Genomic DNA, 16,303 nt, shown 5'->3' on the forward strand with positions numbered 1-16,303 from the left:
ACGCGACGCACCAGGAACACGAGGGGTACGGGACGTACACGGCGTACGGGGCTTACGAGGCGTACGGGCTTCGCCGTGGCGGGCGGTTTCCTCGCCACCCTCGGTATGACGGCTCCCGCGCAGACGGCCGAGGGCGCGACGGCCGCATCCTGCAAGCCGTCCGTCCAGGTCCTTCAGACGCTGCCCGGCACCGACGATCCGCATCCGAGCCCCTGGGTGCGCCACACCCAGGTCTCGGCCATCGCACCGGGGCACTCGCACCTGGCGGTCGGCATGTCCGGCATGAAGCCGGCGTACTGGATCGGGGAACAGGTGTACGCGGTGCCGGTGCCCGAGGGTTCCAGCACGGGCCGGGTCAAGGACGTCAACCGGTCCGGCCTCATGGTCGGGCAGGTGACCACCCGCGACGGCAGCAAGGCGTTCAGCTACCGGCACGGCGATCCCGCCATCACCGTACTGCCCGGCGGGGACGAGGCGAGCGGGGTCAACGACCGCGGCGTCATCGTCGGCAGCCTCTGGGACGCCGTCCGGAACCGGACCGTCGGCGTGGAATGGTCGCACGGTCGGCCGCGCCGTGAACTGCCCCCGCCCGCCGGATACATGCTCAGCCAGATGTCCGGCCTCAACAACGCCGGGCAGGTGTCCGGCAACGCCTGGGAGCTGGAACGGCGCCCCGGCCGCCAGTTCCTCGCCGTCCCGGGGCTCTACTGGCCCGCGTACCCGGACTCGGCGCCCTCGGTGCTGGCGCCCTTCGACGACACGGGGGACCACCACGTCACCCGGGGGATCGACGACTCGGGCCGGATCGTCGGCTACGCGAAGCGGGGCCAGGGGCCCGACACCGCGGAGTACGCCGTGGTGTGGAACCGACCCGACGGCCCTGCGGTGTACGCACCCTGGGCGCCGGGCGCGATCGGCGGAACGTTCGACGCGATCAGCCCGAACACCGGCGTCGCGGTCGGCCTGGCCGAGTTCGCCTACGCGTCGCCGCGCCCGCCGGACAGCCCGCCGGCCCGGGCGCAGTACTGGACCGGCAAGGGGCCGATGCGTGTCCTGCCGGGGCTGGGCCCGTCGCTGTTCACCGCCGCCTTCGCCGTCACTGACGACGACCGGGTCGGCGGAGCCGCACTGGACCCGCAGAACCGGGTCCGGCCGGTGATCTGGACCTGCGCGTCCCAGCAGGCGTACGTGCCGGAGAGCCCCCGGCCGTAGGGGGTGTCTCGGTTCGCTTCGGTTCGGTTCGTTCGGGGCAGGGCGGTCTCGGGCACGCCGTGGCGAGCACCCCCGTGGATCGCCACGGCGTGTGCGAGGCCGCCCTGCGTCAGCGGGTGGGGGAAGGCGGGGCCGCCTCGGGCGTGCCCGTGGGGAGGAAGCGGGTGATGCGCTGCGGGGGGACTATTGCGGGGAGGAGGAAGTTCCACAGGTCGGTGACGCGCGTGTGGAGGTCTTCGCGGCGGGTGCGGACGTACGAGGTGACCTGGATGCCGGTGAAGGCTCCGACGAGCAGGGCCGACAGGTCCTGGACGTCGAGCGACGGGTTTATGTCGCCGCGCTGCTGAGCGGGGGTCAGGCAGCTGCGGCAGGTGTCGATCCAGGCGTCGTAGGGGGTCGGGTCGGGGTGGGTGAAGGAGCCGAACTCGATGACCAGACGGATGCCTGCACGGATCCGGGCGTCGGTGCGCAGGCCGTGGGCCATCCGGTGGGTGAGGTCGATGACGGTCTGCAGGCCCGGGTCCTCCACGGCGGGGAGGTGTTCGGAGACCTGGAACTGCTCGTCCATCAGAGTGCGGGCGAGGGCTTCCTTGGACGGGAAGTGGAAGTAGAGGGCGCCCTTGGTGACTCCCGCATGCTTGACGACGTCGCTGAGGCTGGTGCCCTCGAACCCGCCGAGATCGAAGGCGGTCGCCGCGCCGTCGAGTATGGCTTGGCGGGTGATCTCGGCCCGCTCCTGTCTGGCCCTCGCCACGATCTGCTCGTCCCCTTGGTCACTGCCCGAGCGGTGTTCGCCGCGGTGTGCCGTCAATGTAGTCGGGCGATGCGAAACGAAACCAGTCGGCAGGTACTTTTTTGCGGAGACGGTGAGCGGTTCGGGGAGTTGTGTGGTTCTTTGCGTGATTCTTTTTTCGGGGGCGAGTGCCCCTGGACGTCAATGGACCTGTTCCGAAGGTGAGTTGGCCGGCCGGTCCGGGTAGTCCGGGAGCGCGAGTGCGGTGGCGTCCTTCGCCGCCTTCAGCATCCAGGTGAGGATGCGCCGTCTGCCGAGGAGGGTGTTGCGCAGGCGCAGGCCCTGTTTCGAGGAGGGGGCGAGGAAGCGGCCCGTCCGGTCTCCGCCCTTCTGGCGTTCCTGGGCGTAGGGGCGCAGCAGGGACTCGTAGCGGCCGAAGGCGGCCCGGTGGTCCCCGGGCGAGAGGGAGAGTTCACCGGCCAGGACGTAAGCGCCCAGGATCGCGGTGCTGGTACCCATCCCGCCGATGGTCGCGCCGCAGGCGGCGTCACCGAGGAGGGCGATCCGGCCGGTGGACCAGACGGGGGAGTCGGCGCGGCTGATCGAGTCGAAGTAGAGGTCGTCGGCGGCGCCGAGGGAGTCGAGGAGGCGGTCCACCTTCCAGGGCAGGCCCGCGAACGCCTCGCGCAGAAGGCGTTTGTGGGCCTCGGGGTCATGGCGGTCGTACGCGAGCTCGGGGGAGGCGAAGACGAAGAAGGCGCGTGCCCGGGCGGGGTCGGTGCGGTCCGGGGCGACACTGGCGAGGCGCCCGGGGGCGTTGTGGCCGATGGAGCCGGTGCCCGGGCGCGGATCCAGGCCCAGGTCCGGGTGGTTCGGCAGGCTCCAGGTGGCGGCGTAGTGGCCGAGGTGGGTGACGTGGTCGGCATCCGGGCCGAAGGCGAGGCGCCGGACGTTCGAGTGGAGGCCGTCGGCACCGATGACGAGGTCGAAGGTGCGGGCCGGGGCGTGGCGGAAGGTGACGTCGACGCCGGTGGCCGTCTCGGTGAGGGAGGTGAGGGAGTCCCCGAAGAGGTACTCGGCGCCGCCGGCGAGCGAGGCCCCGTAGAGGATCCGGGAGAGGTCGCCGCGCAGGACCTCGATGTCGCCGCCCGCGAACTCGGCGGGCAGGTGCAGGAGTTCGCGGCCGTCGGCGTCGACGAAGGTCATCGGACTGCCGCCGGTCCGGACGCGGTGGAGTTCGTCGAGGATTCCCATCCGGCGAAGGACGCGGAGCTGGGCCCCGCCACGGAAGTCGACGGCCTGGCCGCCCGGGCGCAGGGCGGGGGCGACCTCGACGACGGTGGGGCGCAGGCCGTGGCGGCCGAGCCGGTGGGCGAGGGCGGGACCCGCGACGCCGGCGCCCGAGATGAGGACGGTACGGGCCGCGGGGCGCTGGCCGCCGGTCCGGTCGGACGATGCGCTCATGGAGGGCTCCCGGTCTGAGAATTAACTGTGTCCAGCGGACACTGATTCGATACCGTGTACGGTAGACGCAGTTTCTGTGCGAGCGCAAGGTGTGAATGCGATGACGAGCGATCAGTGGGGCCCGGCCGTGCGGCTGTTGTGGGGGCCGCCGCCTGCCGGGCCCGCGCGCGGACCGAAGCGGGGGCTCACGCTGGAGGGGATCGCCCGGGCGGGTATCGGGATCGCCGACGCGGAGGGCCTGGGCGGCGCGTCGATGCAGCGGGTGGCCGCGGAGCTGGCCGTCACCAAGATGGCCCTGTACCGGTACGTGCCGGGGAAGGCCGAACTGGTCGCGCTGATGGTGGAGGGCGCCATGCCGGAGGCGGCACAGTCGCCGGGCGGCTCCTGGCGGGAGCGGCTGGAGGAGTGGGCGCGGGGGCTGCTGGAGGGCCTGAGGCTCCACCCGTGGCTGTTGGAGGCGACCGTCGGCGTACGGGTCATGGGCCCGCGGGAGCTGGAGTGGATGGAACAGGCGCTCGCCGCGCTCGACGGGTGCGGGCTGACCGGCGCCGAGGCGATGGACGCCGTGGTGCTGCTCGCCGGGCACGTGCGCGGCATCGCGGAGCAGGAACGGGCCGCCGGCGCGGGAGCCGGATCCGGGGCCGCGGGGGAGGGACCGGATGCCCAACTCGCCGCGATGCTCGGCGAGGTGATGCGCACACACGGGGAACGGTTCCCCGCGCTCGGGACGGCGCTGGCCTCGGCGGCGGAACACGGCGGGCGGGACCAGGCCCTGGAGTTCGGGCTGGGGCGCATCCTGGACGGGCTCGAACTGCTGATGACCCGCCGCGCGGGCGGGAACTGACGTCACCCACGGGCCGGCCGGGACGGCCCGGCAGGGCCCGGGCCCCCGGTGGTGCCGCTCAGGCGGATTCGCCCCGCGGACGCAGGACCATGAGCGCGCCTTCCAAGCCGCGCCCGGTCCCTCCTCATCCTACGAAAGGCCCCGCGCTGACCCCCCCCCGAGACACCGGTCCCGGCTCCGGCTTCCGTCTCCGGGTCGGTTTCCGGGTCGGTTTCCGGCCGGCCCTGGGCCCGGTAGCGGCCCGGTGTGGTGCCGAACTCGCGGCTGAAGGCGTGCGAGAGGGCGTACGGGCTGCCGTAGCCGACCCGCCGCGCCACCGCGGCCAGCGGCTCCTCGGAGTCGCGCAGTGCCGCCGCGGCCAGACTCAACCGCCACCAGGTCAGGTATGCCATCGGAGGCCGGCCCACCAGGGAGGTGAAGCGCCGGGCCAGGGTGGGCCGGGACACCCCGACCTGCGCCGCCAGGCGCTCGTTGGTCCACGGCGCGGCCGGGTCCGCATGCAGGGCCCGCAGCGCGCCGGCCGCCACCGGATCGCCCAGCACCGCCGGCCACGTCCCGCTCCCGCCCTCGGCCACCCAGGAGCGGATCATGTAGACGAGCAGCAGGTCGAGCAGGCCGGGCACCGCGATGCCGGAACCGGGGCGCTGCTCGCCCAGCTCACGGCCCAGCAGGTCGATCGCGGACCGTAGTTCGGGCCGTGCCCCCACCCGGGACGGCAGATGCACGATCTGCGGCAGCTCCGCCATCAGCGGATGCGCCCGGCTGCGGTCGAGCCGGTACTTGCCGCACAGCATCTCCACCACACCACCACCGGCCCCCGCTCCGGCCACCACACCCGCCCCGACTTCCCGCCCCGGCACGCCTGCCGTGCGTACCGCCTCCCACTGCGCGAACGGCACCGCCCGCGCCAACTCCCGCGCACCGGCCGGACGGTCGGCGATCACATGGCCCGCCCCGTGCGGCAGCAGCACCGCGTCCCCCACGCCCAGTGACAGGGGCGCAGCGCCTCCGTCGGGCAGCAGCCAGCAGCTGCCCTCCAGCACGATGTGGAACCCGGCGCCGTCGTACGGGTCGAGGCGGGCGCACCAGTTCCCTTGCACCCGGACCCGCTGTGAGGAGGGCCGCCCGATCCGTACCGTCGAGATCGCATCGCTCACCACGTCCATCCCGTCACGCTACCGGACGGACCGACACCCGGTATGAGACGCTCGCGTATTGCTGTGAGCTGCGCGGGCATTGAGGAGCTCACCGGACTCTTTCTAGGGTCGTGGCATGACGAATGAGAACAAGCAGTCCATCTGGCTGGGCGATGTCGAGGTCATCCGGGTCCGCGAGTGGCAGGGCTTCTTCACCTCCCCGCGCGACCTGGTACCGGACTCCGCCACGGTGTGGGAGGACAACAGGAACTGGCTGGCTCCGGACCACTGGCAGCCGGAGCAGGACCAGGCCGTGATGGCCCTGCAGTCCTGGGTCCTGCGCAGTGCCGGCCGGACCGTCCTGATCGACACCGGCGTCGGCAACGGCCGCGAACGCCCCCACACCCCCCATTTCCACCACTGGCAGACCGACTTCCTGGGCGCCCTGGCCGGCGCCGGCGTCCACCCGGAGGACGTCGACGTCGTGGTCAACACCCACCTCCACGCCGACCACGTCGGCTGGAACACCCACGACGTGGGCGGAGAATGGGTCCCGACGTTCCCCCGCGCCCGCTACCTCATCCCCGCGGCGGACGACTTCCACTTCGGGCCGGGCAACTCCTCGGGCAAGGGCCGGGGCCCGGACGACGGCCTGGTCCACGAGGACAGCATCGCGCCCATCCACCGGGCCGGACAGGCCGTCCTGTGGGAAGGCGCCCACCGCATCGACGAACACCTCACCCTGGAGGCGGCTCCCGGCCACACCCCCGGCTCGTCCGTCCTGCGTCTGGACTCCCGGGGCGAGCGCGCCGTGTTCGTCGGCGATCTCATGCACAGCCCGGTGCAGATCGTCCGGCCCTCCTGCAACAGCTGTTTCTGCCTGGACCCGGTACAGGCGGCGGCCAGCCGCCGCCGCGTCCTGCAACGGGCTGCGGACGAGCGGGAACTGGTCGTCCCCGCCCACTTCGCCGGCCCGGGCGCCCTGAACATCCGCGCCACCGCCGACACCTTCGCCCCCGCCCGCTGGGCCTCCTGGCCCCCTTCCGGCGACACGGCCGCCCCGCAGCACCCCTGACCTGCGCCCCCGGCACGACCCCATGGCTGGCACGACCTAGCATGCGGGGCATGGATGATCTCGACGAGCGGTTGCGCGGGTTCCGGCTCGATGTGGGTCAGGAGGAGCTCGACGATCTGCAGGAGCGGCTGGGCCGGGTGCGGTGGCCCGACGAACTGCCCGGGGTCGGCTGGGCGTACGGGATGCCGCTCGCCCGGATGCGGGAGCTCGTCGGCTACTGGCGCGAGGAGTACGACTGGCGGGCGGCCGAGGCCCGGCTGAACGAGTGGCCGCAGTTCACCACGGTCATCGACGGCGCACGGGTGCACTTCGCGCACCTCCGCTCGCCCGAGCCGGACGCGACCCCGCTGCTGATGACCCATGGCTGGCCGGGCTCGCCGGTGGAGTTCCAGCGTGTCGCGGGCCCGCTCACGGACCCCCGGGCGTACGGCGGCGACCCGGCGGACGCCTTCCACCTGGTGCTGCCGAGCATCCCCGGCTTCGGCCTCTCGGGGCCCACGACCGAGACGGGCTGGGAGTTCAAGCGGGTGGCCCGGGCCTTCGGCGTGCTGATGGACCGCCTCGGCCACCGGTCGTACGGGGTGCAGGGCGGCGACTGGGGGGCCGCGATCTCGCGCGAACTCGGCCTGATCCGGCCGGACCACGTGATCGGAGTGCACCTGAACCTGCTGCCCGGGGGCGGAGCCACCGCCGAACCCCGGCCGGAGGAACTGGCCGCGCTGTCCCCCGCCGAACAGGAGCGGACACTGGCCTCCTGGGAGCGGTACCGGATCTGGGCACGCGAGCGGCAGGGGTACGCCGACATCCAGGCGACCCGGCCGCAGACCCTCGCGTACGGGCTCAACGACTCGCCGGTCGGGCTGCTCGCCTGGATCGCGGAGAAGTTCACCGAGTGGAGCGACCCCGCGTGCCCGGTGGACCGGGACCAGATGCTGACCAATGTGATGCTGTACTGGCTCACCGGAACGGCCGGCAGTGCGGCCCGCATCTACTACGAGCGGGCCCACGCCGCGTACGCCGGCCGGCCGCCGGAGGTGTCCAGCACCCCGACCGCACTGGCCGACTTCCCCCGGGACAACTTCATCCCGCTGCGCCACATCGCCGCGCGCACCGACACCGTCGTGCGCTGGACCTCGTACGACCGGGGCGGCCACTTCCCCGCCATGGAGGTGCCCGAGCTGCTGGTGGGGGACATCCGCGCCTTCTTCCGGCAACTGCGCCGACCGGCATGCGACCGGCATGTGAAAACGCGTGGGCCGGGACCCGGGCCGGATGTGATGATCGCCGGGTGATCGATGAACAGCGGACCCGGCCCGTGCTGACGGGCGACGAGCGCGCCACCTTGACCAGCGTCCTGCAGTGGCAGCGGGACACCCTGATGATGAAGTGCGCGGGGCTGAGCGACCAGCAGTTGCGCATGCGGGCGGTGGCCCCGTCCGGGCTGAGCCTGCTCGGGCTGGTGCGTCACCTCGCGGAGGTCGAGCGCGGATGGTTCCGCAACGTCCTGGCCGGGGAGGACGTACGGGGCTACTTCCCGAAGAACGAGGCGGGGGAGTGGACGGAGTTCCACGTCGACGACGCGGACGTGGCCGGCTCGTTCCGGATCTGGGCGGAGACGTGCGAGCGGTCGCGCGCGATCGTGGACGCGGCCGAATCCCTCGACGTGACGGGGAACTTCGGCGAGCAGCCGTACTCGCTGCACTACATCCTGACCCACATGATCGAGGAGTACGCCCGCCACAACGGGCACGCGGACCTGCTGCGCGAGGCGATCGACGGGACGACCGGGGAATGACCTCGGCGTGAGCGGAACCATCCGGAAAATGACCGGCCGAGGCGGGCCTGGCACTGTACGGTCCGAAGCCATGCGGATCACGAAGTACACCCATGCATGTGTCCGGATCGAGCAGGACGGCCGGGTTCTCGTCATCGACCCCGGCACGTGGAGCGAACCGGCGGCCCTGGCCGGCGCGGACGCGGTGCTGGTGACCCACGAGCACGCCGACCACGTCGACGTGCTGCGCCTGGCGGGGCTCGGCGTACCGGTCTACGCCCCCGCCGAGGCGGACATCCCGCGGCTGGACGTCATCGGGGTGTCCTCCGGCACGGAGTTCACCGCCGCGGGCTTCCGCATACGCGCGGTCGGCGGCCGCCATGCCTCCATCTACGGCGGCCAACCCGACTGCGCGAACCTCGGGTACGTCGTCGAGGACGCGGTCTACCACCCGGGTGACTCGCTGCACGTGCCCGAGCAGGAGATCGAGACGCTGCTGGTGCCGGCGCAGGGGTCGTGGCTGAAAATGGTGGAGGCCATCGATTTCGTCAAGGCCGTGAACCCGCGGCGGGCGTTCGCCATTCACGACGCGCAGATCAACGACCGCGGTCTCAGCAGCGTCAACGGCTGGCTCGGCGAGGAGACTTCGCACGGCTACCGCTATCTGCGGCCCGGCGAGTCGCTCTGAGGCACCGGCCCCCTCTCTGGCCCCGCCACCTGCGGAGGAGCAGGATAGTCTCCGTCGAATGGTTCGACAGGGATCCCTCTCCACACTGCGGCACAAGCCGTTCAGATTATTCCTCCTGGCACGTCTGATCTCGATGAGCGGCACGGCGATGGCCCCCGTGGCCCTGGCCTTCGCCGTGTTCGGATTCGACAGCAGCCCGGCGTCCCTGGCGATCGTCCTTGCGGCCAACACCGCCCCGCAGCTCGTCCTGCTCCTCGTCGGCGGAGTGATCGCGGACCGGTTCTCCCGCCGGCGGGTCATCGTCATCGGCAATGTGCTGCCGGCCGTCACCCAGGGCTGCGTCGCCCTGCTCGTGGCCACGGGTACGGCCACCACCGGGCGGATCGCCCTGTTCGCGGCGCTGGCGGGCTGTGCGTCGGCACTGACCCAGCCCGCCATGAACAGCCTGCTGCCACAGCTCGTCGATCCCGGCGAGCTGCAGCAGGCGAACGCGCTGATGCGGTTGCCCGGCAACGTCATCCGCATCCTCGCGCCGGCGGTCGGCGGCGCCCTCGTCGCCCTGATCGGCCCCGAACCGACCCTGGTCTGGGACGCCGCCAGTTTCGCGGTCGCGGCCCTCCTGTGCAGCCGTCTCGACGTGTCCGGACCCGTCAGGACGACGGCTTCAGTCTTCCGCGACTTCAAGGATGGCTGGAAAGAGTTCTCCCGTCTCTCCTGGATCTGGTCCTACACGCTGTCCGGCACCGTGGTCGTCGCCCTCTGGCTCGGCGGATATCAGCTCCTCGGTCCGGTGATGGCCCAGAACAGTCATCTGGGTGCTCCTTCATGGGGAATCGTCCAGGGGGCATTTGCGGCCGGCCTGCTCGTGGGTGGCATCGTGTCGCTCAGATGGAAGCCGTCCAGGATCATGGTCGTGTGCGTATGCGCCAACCTGCCTCTCGCGCTGCCCTTCCTCGCGCTCGCCTGGGGCGCGCCGCTCGCCGTGGTGGCGGGGGCGACCGTCATGGCGGGCATCGGTCTCGACATCGCGATCGTGTGCTGGAACACCGCCGTGCAGGAACAGCTCCCGTCCGAGGTGCTCGGGCGGGTCAGCTCCTTCAGCTCGGCCGGTGAGCTCATGTCCGTGCCACTGGGCTACCTCGTCGTGGGCGCCGCGGCGACTTCCCTCGGTACGGAGTCCGTCCTTGTCTGGAGTGCCGTACTGATGACCTCGGCGAGCCTGGTGCTGCTGCTCTCCCCGGGCGTGTGGGCGGTGCGCAGGCTGCCCGCGGACCCGGGGCCGGCCGCCGTGGCGACGGGAGACCAGGACCGGAGGAGCCGGACCGGCCGGGCGCCCGATCAGGTGGCGCGCCCGTAGCGGACCGCTGAACTCCAGATCCGCTCCAGGCGCACCCGGGTGCCGGGGCGTGGAGCGTGCCAGATGCGGTCGTCGCCGGCGTAGATCCCCACATGGGTCATGGTCGCGCCGCTGGGGAAGAAGACCAGGTCCCCGGCCGCGCGATCGGCCTCGGGGATGTGGAGGGTGTGCTCGTACTGCTGCTCGGCGGTGCGGGGAAGCCGCTTGCCCGCCTTCTTGAAGGCGTAGAGGGTGAGGCCCGAGCAGTCGAAGCGTTTGGGACCCGTGGCGCCGTAGGCATACGGCGAGCCCTGTTTGGAGGCGGCCACCGCGACGGCTCTGGCGCCATACGTGGCGGTGGCGTGGGCCGGGGCTGCGGGGCCGGTCGTGACGGCGGCCGTCAGGAGCAGCAGCGAGAGGATGGCGCGGGCTCTGGGGCAACAGCACGTGGGGAGAAGGCCCTTGGGGGCCTTTCGGAAGTCGGTCCTGAAGCAGGACATCGTGACACCTCCGCAATCGGTTGACAGGTAACAGTCAGGTCAGTGGTCGGGGTCCTGTTCTCGGTCGATACGTCATGGCTCTGACGGCGGACCAGTTTTCTCCGACGGGATCCGCCGAACAGCGCGGGACACAGGCTGATTTGTCTCGATTTTGCATTCGATTCGAGATCATAGGGCTGAATGATTGTCATAGGGGCGCGCCCGACGCGCCGGTTCGCGACGCCGACGCGGGCTCGCCCCGGATAATCGATGCGAGGTCGGATCCGCCGACTTCTATGATCATCGGATGGAGAATCCCCGCTATCCCGTGAAGCCGCGTCCCGGAGACCTGGTCGCCGTACTGTCGCCGTCGTCCGGCCTCCCCGGCCTGTTCCCGCTGCCCTACGAGTTGGGGCTGAGCAGACTCCAGGACGACTTCGGGCTGAAGGCGGTGGAGTACCCGACGACCCGGACGATGGGTGCGACGCCCGAGGCGCGGGCCGCCGACATCCACGCGGCCTTCGCGGACCCCGACATCAAGGCGGTGATCGCCAGCATCGGCGGCGACGACCAGATCGCCGTCCTTCCCCACCTCGACCGCGACCTGCTGCGCGCCCACCCCAAGCCGTTCTTCGGCTACAGCGACAACACCAACCTGCTGCTCTTCCTGCGGGACTTGGGCATCGTCGGCTACCACGGCGGATCGGTCATGGTCGGGTTCGGCCGGCCCGGCGCGATGCACCCGTCGACCGCCGCCTCCCTGCGCGCCGCGCTGTTCACCTCGGGCGAGTACGAGCTGACCGAGGCAAGCGCTTGCGGGGACGTCGACAGCCCCTGGGAGGACCCGCAGACGTTCGCATCCGAGCCGTCCATGGAACCTGCCGACGGCTGGTCCTGGCACAACGCCGACCGGGTCGTCGAAGGCATCAGCTGGGGCGGCAACCTGGAGATCATCTCCTGGCTGCTGATGGCCGACCGCGTGACGCGACCGGTCGAGGCATACGCAGGCAACGTGCTGTTCCTGGAGACCTCCGAGGAGATGCCGCCCGCCGAAGAGGTCTACCGGATCCTGCGCGGCATGGGCGAACGCGGGCTGCTGCGGCAGTTCCCCGCGCTGCTCATGGGCAGGGCGAAGAGCTGGTCGTTCGAGAACCGGCTCGACGCCGAGGCCAAGGCGGACTTCCGCCGGCAACAGCGCGAGGCCGTCCTACGGGCCCTCGGCCAGTACGCCCCGGACACCATGGTGGTGTTCGACGTCGACCTCGGCCACACCGACCCGCAGCTCGTCGTCCCCGTCGGCGGCCGCATCCGGGTGGACGGCCCGGCACGCCGGATCGTCGTCACGTACTGAGCCCGGGCTCAGCGGCCGTCGGAGCGGTAGGCGCGCATCGCCAGCGGCATGAAGACCGCGGTGATGCCCGCCGCCCACAGCAGCGACCAGAGGATCGGCCCGCCCGCCGGAGTGCCGAGCAGCAGACCCCGGAACGCGTCCGACAGATACGTCACGGGGTTGACCTCGACCCAGGCCTGGAGCCATCCGGGCATGGTGTCGACCTCGACGAACGCGCTGCTCGTGAAGGTGAGCGGGAAGATGAAGGTGAAGGCGAAGACCTGCACCTTCTCCACGTCCGCGGCCCTCATCCCGATCAGTACCGCCGTCCACGAAACGGCCGCCGCGAACGTCAGCAGCAGGACGGTCGCGCCGAGGAAGCCCGCAGGACCGCCCGTGATCTCGAAGCCCAGCACCGTGCCGAGCGCGATCATCAGCAGCATGGCCCACAGCTGTTTGGCCAGGTCGGCCACGATCCGGCCGAACAGCGGAGCCGAACGGGCGATCGGCAGGCTGCGGAGCCGGTCGAACACGCCCTTGGTCAGGTCGGTGTTCAGCGACATGGCGGTATACATGCTCATGAACAGCGTGTTCTGCACGATGATCCCCGCGAGCGCGTACTGGAGGTACTCCTGAGGGGAGCCCGCCATCTGCCCGCCGAAGACATAGGTGAACAGGAACACGAACATGATCGGCGTGATGCTGTAGTCGACGAGCTCCAGCGGATTGTGCTTCACCGAGACCAGGCTGCGCCAGGCCATGGTGGCGGTCTGCCGCAGGGCCGCCGACGGCCTGACCCGGCCGCCGCGGCCCAGGCTGTCCGTGAGGGTCGTGCCGGTCATGACGGACTCCCTGCTTCCGCGTACGGGCCGCCGGCGTCGTCATCGGATCCGTCGCCGGCATCGCCATGGACCCCGGCTTCGACGTCGGCCTGCGGGGCGGACCCCGGCTCGGCACGGTGGCCGGTCAGGGCCATGAACACCTCGTCGAGGGACGAGCGGCGCAGAGTGAGCTCCCCGACGGCGATGCCCGCGCGGTCGAGCCGGCGCACGACACGGGGCATGAGCGCCGGGTCGTTGACGGGGACGGTGATCCCGTCGCCCTCGGTCGTGGTGTGCGGCCCGGCCACCTCGGCGACCAGGGTGTGCGCCGTGTCGAGCTCGGCCGGGCGGACCGGGCGCAGGTGCAGCACCTGTCCGCCGACCTGGGCCTTCAGCTCGTCGGGCGTACCGTCGGCGATCACCCGTCCGTTGTCGATCACCACGATGCTGTCGGCGAGCCGGTCGGCCTCGTCCAGATACTGCGTGGTCAGCAGGGTGGTCATGCCCTCCGCCACCAGCACGCGCAGCATGTCCCACACCTCACCGCGGCTGTGCGGATCGAGCCCGGTCGTCGGCTCGTCCAGGAAGAGGATCCGCGGCCGCCCGACCAGACTGGCCGCGAGGTCCAGGCGCCGCCTCATACCGCCCGAGTACGTCTTCGCAGCCCGTCCGGCCGCGTCACCCAGGTGGAAGCGGTCGAGCAGCTCGGCGGCACGGGCCCGGGCGGTACCGCGTGCCATGCCGAGCAGGCGCCCGATCATCAGCAGGTTCTCCGTGCCGGTCATGTTCTCGTCCACGGCCGCGTACTGGCCGGTCAGACCGATGAGCGAACGGACCCGCCCAGCCTCCCGCACCACGTCGTACCCGCCCACCTCGGCACGCCCCTCGTCCGGGCGCAGCAGCGTGGCGAAGATACGGACCGCGGTGGTCTTGCCCGCGCCGTTCGGGCCGAGCAGACCGAGCACCGTACCCGCCGGAACCTCCAGGTCCACCCCGTCCAGCGCGCGGGTCTCCTTGAACCGCTTGGCCAGGCCCTCCGCCCGGATCGCGTGTCTCACGGGATCACCTCGCTCGCGCGGAAATCGGCATCCCTTCCACTCTGACCCACACCACCGACAGCCGCCCCGGCGGGCGGATGCCGGCCGGGGCGGCGGTGGGCGGTCCTACGAAGCTCCGCACGTGGCCGGAACGGCGGCCCCGGGAGCGATCCGTATCCGGTCCCGCGCGTAGACCACGGTCTCGCCCGGCAGGATCAGCAGCCCGGGCTCCCCGTCCTGGCCCGCCCCGCCGATCGGCTGCACCTGCACGGCCGGGCCGAGTCTGCCGGCCATGAACACCGTCGGGTCGACCTCCCAGCCGTGCGTGGCGAGCCACAGCTCCAGCGCCGCCGTGTCCCGTGCCTGCGCGTCGCGCGGCCACTCGAACGTCGTGCTCCCCATCCCTGCCCCCTGTAGGTGGTCGGATCACCGCCGATGATCCTGCCACCCCCCTCTGACAGCCGCAGCCCGATATCGGCGCGCCCGCACCCCCGCCGTGCGGGGAGTGCGGGCGCGCGTCAGGCCGGTGACCCGTCCGGGTCAGCCGTTGCGGTGGTGCCGGCGGCCGTTCCAGGAGTCGGTGTCGAGGACGTTGCCACGGTTGTCGCGCAGGGTGGCGGTGTCGCGCTCGTCCCAGATCTGGTGGCGGCGGTCCTGGTAGACGTCGCGGCGGGTGTCGCGGCCCTGGCCGGTGTGGACCTTCACGCTGGACTGGCCGTCCAGGCGGAAGTCCTCGAAGCGGTAGCGGTTGCCCTGCCGGTCGGTGAGGGTGAAGCCGCGCAGGTTGACGCTCCTGCGCCCGGTGTTCTTGACCTCGACCCACTCCCGGTTCAGCGCACGGTCGGAGCGGTCGCGGTCGCGGCCGCCGGTGCCGTACTGGACGTCGCTGATGACGATCGAGGAGTGCGGAGCCCGGTGGTCGCGGTCGCGCCGGTGGTCGTCGGCGGTGGCCGGGAGGGCGGCGGCGCCGACGAGGGCGCCCGCGGCCAGGAACGCGGCGACGAACCGGCGGGTGGCGAGAGAAGCAGACATGAAGATGACCCCTTCAACAGACAGCAGCCCGGTCCGCCTTGTGTGGGGCGGGTGGGCCTGGAACCGTTCCCGGCGTCCTGCCGAGGAGCCACACTCTGGCCCCCAACCACCACCAAAAGCCACCAATTCGGGGCGTGTTGCAAAATGCGGATGTATCGGTGACTCTCGCGTGTATCGGACACATGTCAAGGCCACGCCGACGTGAGCGGGGGGAGCGCGCCGAACAACCCTTGGCGGGCCCGGAGAAGGAGGTCTTCCCGCCTGGACGCACTGCCCGTGCGACCACCTCCCGCTCTGCGCCGAACGGGTTCAGGCCCCTGTAACGGCCGCTCCGACCGTTTCTTCGGACGTACTCGCGTGAGCGGTTCTGGTGATCGAACCGAGGAGCCGGAGCTCGTCCGGCGTCAGCCGGAGTGCGCCCGCCGCCACGTTGTCGGCGAGGTGATCCGGGTCGCCCGTACCGGGAATGGCCAGGACGTGGGAGCCCTGCCCCAGGATCCAGGCGAGCCGCACCTGCGCCGGTGACGCTCCGTGCGCCCGGGCGACGGCACGTACCGCGTCGTGCTCGGTCCGGAGGGCGCCGGCCTCGGCCCCTTCGCCCGCGATGGAGAAGAAGGGCACGAAGGCGATACCGCGCTCCGCGCAGGCGCGGAGCATCCCCGTCCTGTCGGGCGCGTCGACCCCGTAGCGGTTCTGGACGCACACCACCGGCGCGATCGCCTCGGCCTGGGCCAGGTGCTCCGGGCGGGCGTTGGAGATGCCGAGGTGGCGGACCAGTCCGGCGTCGCGCAGCTCGGACAGGGATCCGAAGTGCTCGCTGATGCACTCCTGGCCCATGAGGCGCAGGTTCACCACGTCGAGGTGGTCCCGGCCGAGCTGGCGCAGGTTCTCCTCCACCTGGCCGCGCAGCTGGTCGGGCCGGGCCGGCTCGGTCCATCCGCCGGAGGCGTCCCGGACGGGGCCGACCTTGGTGGAGACGACGAGGCCGTCCGCGTACGGCGCCAGCGCCGAGTTGATCAGCTCATTGGCCGAACGCAGCCGCGAGAAGTAGAACGCGGCGGTGTCGATGTGGTTGACGCCGAGCTCGACCGCCCGGCGCAGTACGGCGACCGCCCTGCCGCGGTCGCTGGGAGTGCCCTCGTGGAAGGCCGCGCTGCCCGTCAGCCGCATGGCGCCGAAGCCGATCCGGTTGACCGCGAGATCACCGAGCACCCATGTGCCCGAAGCTGCCGCGGAGACCGTGTGCGACGTCATCTGATTGATCAACTCCATCCGGTCGGCCCTCGCCCCCCGATGGTTCAGGGCGAGGTGGGTCCTGGAGTATGCGCAGGTGGAAGCCGTG

General features: G+C 71.5%; 16 protein-coding genes and 1 pseudogene. 8 read left to right on the plus strand and 9 right to left on the minus strand.

Annotation, left to right across the window (positions count from 1 at the left end):
- Positions 1-75: 75 nt before the first annotated feature.
- Positions 76-1,212: a hypothetical protein gene (locus KO717_RS36150; RefSeq protein WP_301373977.1), complete on the plus strand. Its 1,137-nt coding sequence runs from the start codon at positions 76-78 to the stop codon at positions 1,210-1,212.
- A 109-nt stretch (positions 1,213-1,321) separates the two neighbouring features.
- On the opposite strand, the gene KO717_RS36155 is transcribed toward KO717_RS36150, so the two are convergent.
- The gene (locus tag KO717_RS36155) at positions 1,322-1,966 is read right to left on the minus strand and encodes a ScbR family autoregulator-binding transcription factor (protein ID WP_367401563.1); all 645 of its coding nucleotides are present in this window, start codon (positions 1,964-1,966) and stop codon (positions 1,322-1,324) included.
- A gap of 180 nt (positions 1,967-2,146) precedes the next feature.
- Positions 2,147-3,409, minus strand: a complete 1,263-nt coding sequence (locus KO717_RS36160) for an FAD-dependent monooxygenase (RefSeq protein WP_301373978.1) — start codon at positions 3,407-3,409, stop codon at positions 2,147-2,149.
- A 100-nt stretch (positions 3,410-3,509) separates the two neighbouring features.
- Here KO717_RS36160 and KO717_RS36165 point away from each other — a divergent pair, with 100 nt between their 5' ends.
- Positions 3,510-4,253 carry a TetR/AcrR family transcriptional regulator gene (locus KO717_RS36165; protein WP_301373979.1) on the plus strand — a complete coding sequence of 248 codons (744 nt, stop codon included), beginning with the start codon at positions 3,510-3,512 and terminating at the stop codon, positions 4,251-4,253.
- Positions 4,254-4,477: 224 nt separating this feature from the next.
- Here the strand turns inward: KO717_RS36165 and KO717_RS36170 are convergent.
- Positions 4,478-5,419: pseudogene (locus KO717_RS36170) on the minus strand (AraC family transcriptional regulator); the annotation flags it as partial.
- Between the two features lie 106 nt (positions 5,420-5,525).
- Here KO717_RS36170 and KO717_RS36175 point away from each other — a divergent pair.
- The 5 genes from KO717_RS36175 to KO717_RS36195 all read left to right on the plus strand — a co-directional run bounded on the left by KO717_RS36175 (position 5,526) and on the right by KO717_RS36195 (position 10,283).
- A complete protein-coding gene (locus KO717_RS36175) occupies positions 5,526-6,464 on the plus strand; it encodes an MBL fold metallo-hydrolase (RefSeq protein ID WP_301373981.1) in 939 nt (312 codons plus the stop codon).
- Positions 6,465-6,514: 50 nt separating this feature from the next.
- Positions 6,515-7,756, plus strand: coding sequence for an epoxide hydrolase family protein (locus KO717_RS36180; RefSeq protein WP_301373982.1), 1,242 nt, complete (start codon positions 6,515-6,517; stop codon positions 7,754-7,756).
- On the plus strand, positions 7,753-8,259 hold the full coding sequence (locus tag KO717_RS36185; protein ID WP_367401564.1) for a DinB family protein: 507 nt from the start codon (positions 7,753-7,755) through the stop codon (positions 8,257-8,259). Before KO717_RS36180 ends, KO717_RS36185 begins: the two co-directional genes overlap by 4 nt.
- A gap of 70 nt (positions 8,260-8,329) precedes the next feature.
- Positions 8,330-8,926 carry an MBL fold metallo-hydrolase gene (locus KO717_RS36190; protein WP_301373983.1) on the plus strand — a complete coding sequence of 199 codons (597 nt, stop codon included), beginning with the start codon at positions 8,330-8,332 and terminating at the stop codon, positions 8,924-8,926.
- 16 nt (positions 8,927-8,942) lie between these two features.
- Entirely contained in the window at positions 8,943-10,283 is a 1,341-nt protein-coding gene (locus tag KO717_RS36195; RefSeq protein WP_367401591.1) for an MFS transporter, read from the plus strand.
- Here the strand turns inward: KO717_RS36195 and KO717_RS36200 are convergent.
- Complete coding sequence (locus KO717_RS36200; RefSeq protein ID WP_301373985.1) at positions 10,265-10,762, minus strand: C40 family peptidase; 498 nt, start codon at positions 10,760-10,762, stop codon at positions 10,265-10,267. The genes KO717_RS36195 and KO717_RS36200 overlap by 19 nt on opposite strands.
- Before the next feature lie 286 nt (positions 10,763-11,048).
- Here KO717_RS36200 and KO717_RS36205 point away from each other — a divergent pair, with 286 nt between their 5' ends.
- The gene (locus KO717_RS36205; protein ID WP_301373986.1) at positions 11,049-12,092 is read left to right on the plus strand and encodes a S66 family peptidase; all 1,044 of its coding nucleotides are present in this window, start codon (positions 11,049-11,051) and stop codon (positions 12,090-12,092) included.
- An 8-nt stretch (positions 12,093-12,100) separates the two neighbouring features.
- Here the strand turns inward: KO717_RS36205 and KO717_RS36210 are convergent, their stop codons facing one another.
- The 5 genes from KO717_RS36210 to KO717_RS36230 all read right to left on the minus strand — a co-directional run bounded on the left by KO717_RS36210 (position 12,101) and on the right by KO717_RS36230 (position 16,215).
- Positions 12,101-12,913, minus strand: coding sequence for an ABC transporter permease (locus KO717_RS36210; RefSeq protein WP_301373987.1), 813 nt, complete (start codon positions 12,911-12,913; stop codon positions 12,101-12,103).
- The gene (locus KO717_RS36215) at positions 12,910-13,950 is read right to left on the minus strand and encodes an ATP-binding cassette domain-containing protein (protein ID WP_301373989.1); all 1,041 of its coding nucleotides are present in this window, start codon (positions 13,948-13,950) and stop codon (positions 12,910-12,912) included. Before KO717_RS36215 ends, KO717_RS36210 begins: the two co-directional genes overlap by 4 nt.
- Positions 13,951-14,055: 105 nt before the next feature.
- The gene (locus tag KO717_RS36220) at positions 14,056-14,331 is read right to left on the minus strand and encodes a hypothetical protein (RefSeq protein ID WP_301373991.1); all 276 of its coding nucleotides are present in this window, start codon (positions 14,329-14,331) and stop codon (positions 14,056-14,058) included.
- A 138-nt stretch (positions 14,332-14,469) separates the two neighbouring features.
- Positions 14,470-14,961 (minus strand): lamin tail domain-containing protein, encoded by a 492-nt coding sequence (locus KO717_RS36225; protein ID WP_301373993.1) that lies wholly within the window; start codon positions 14,959-14,961, stop codon positions 14,470-14,472.
- 309 nt (positions 14,962-15,270) lie between these two features.
- Entirely contained in the window at positions 15,271-16,215 is a 945-nt protein-coding gene (locus tag KO717_RS36230; RefSeq protein WP_301373995.1) for an aldo/keto reductase, read from the minus strand.
- Between the last annotated feature and the right edge of the window lie 88 nt (positions 16,216-16,303).

The sequence above is a fragment of the Streptomyces xanthophaeus genome, assembly GCF_030440515.1.
Taxonomy (GTDB): Bacteria; Actinomycetota; Actinomycetes; order Streptomycetales; family Streptomycetaceae; genus Streptomyces; species Streptomyces kutzneri.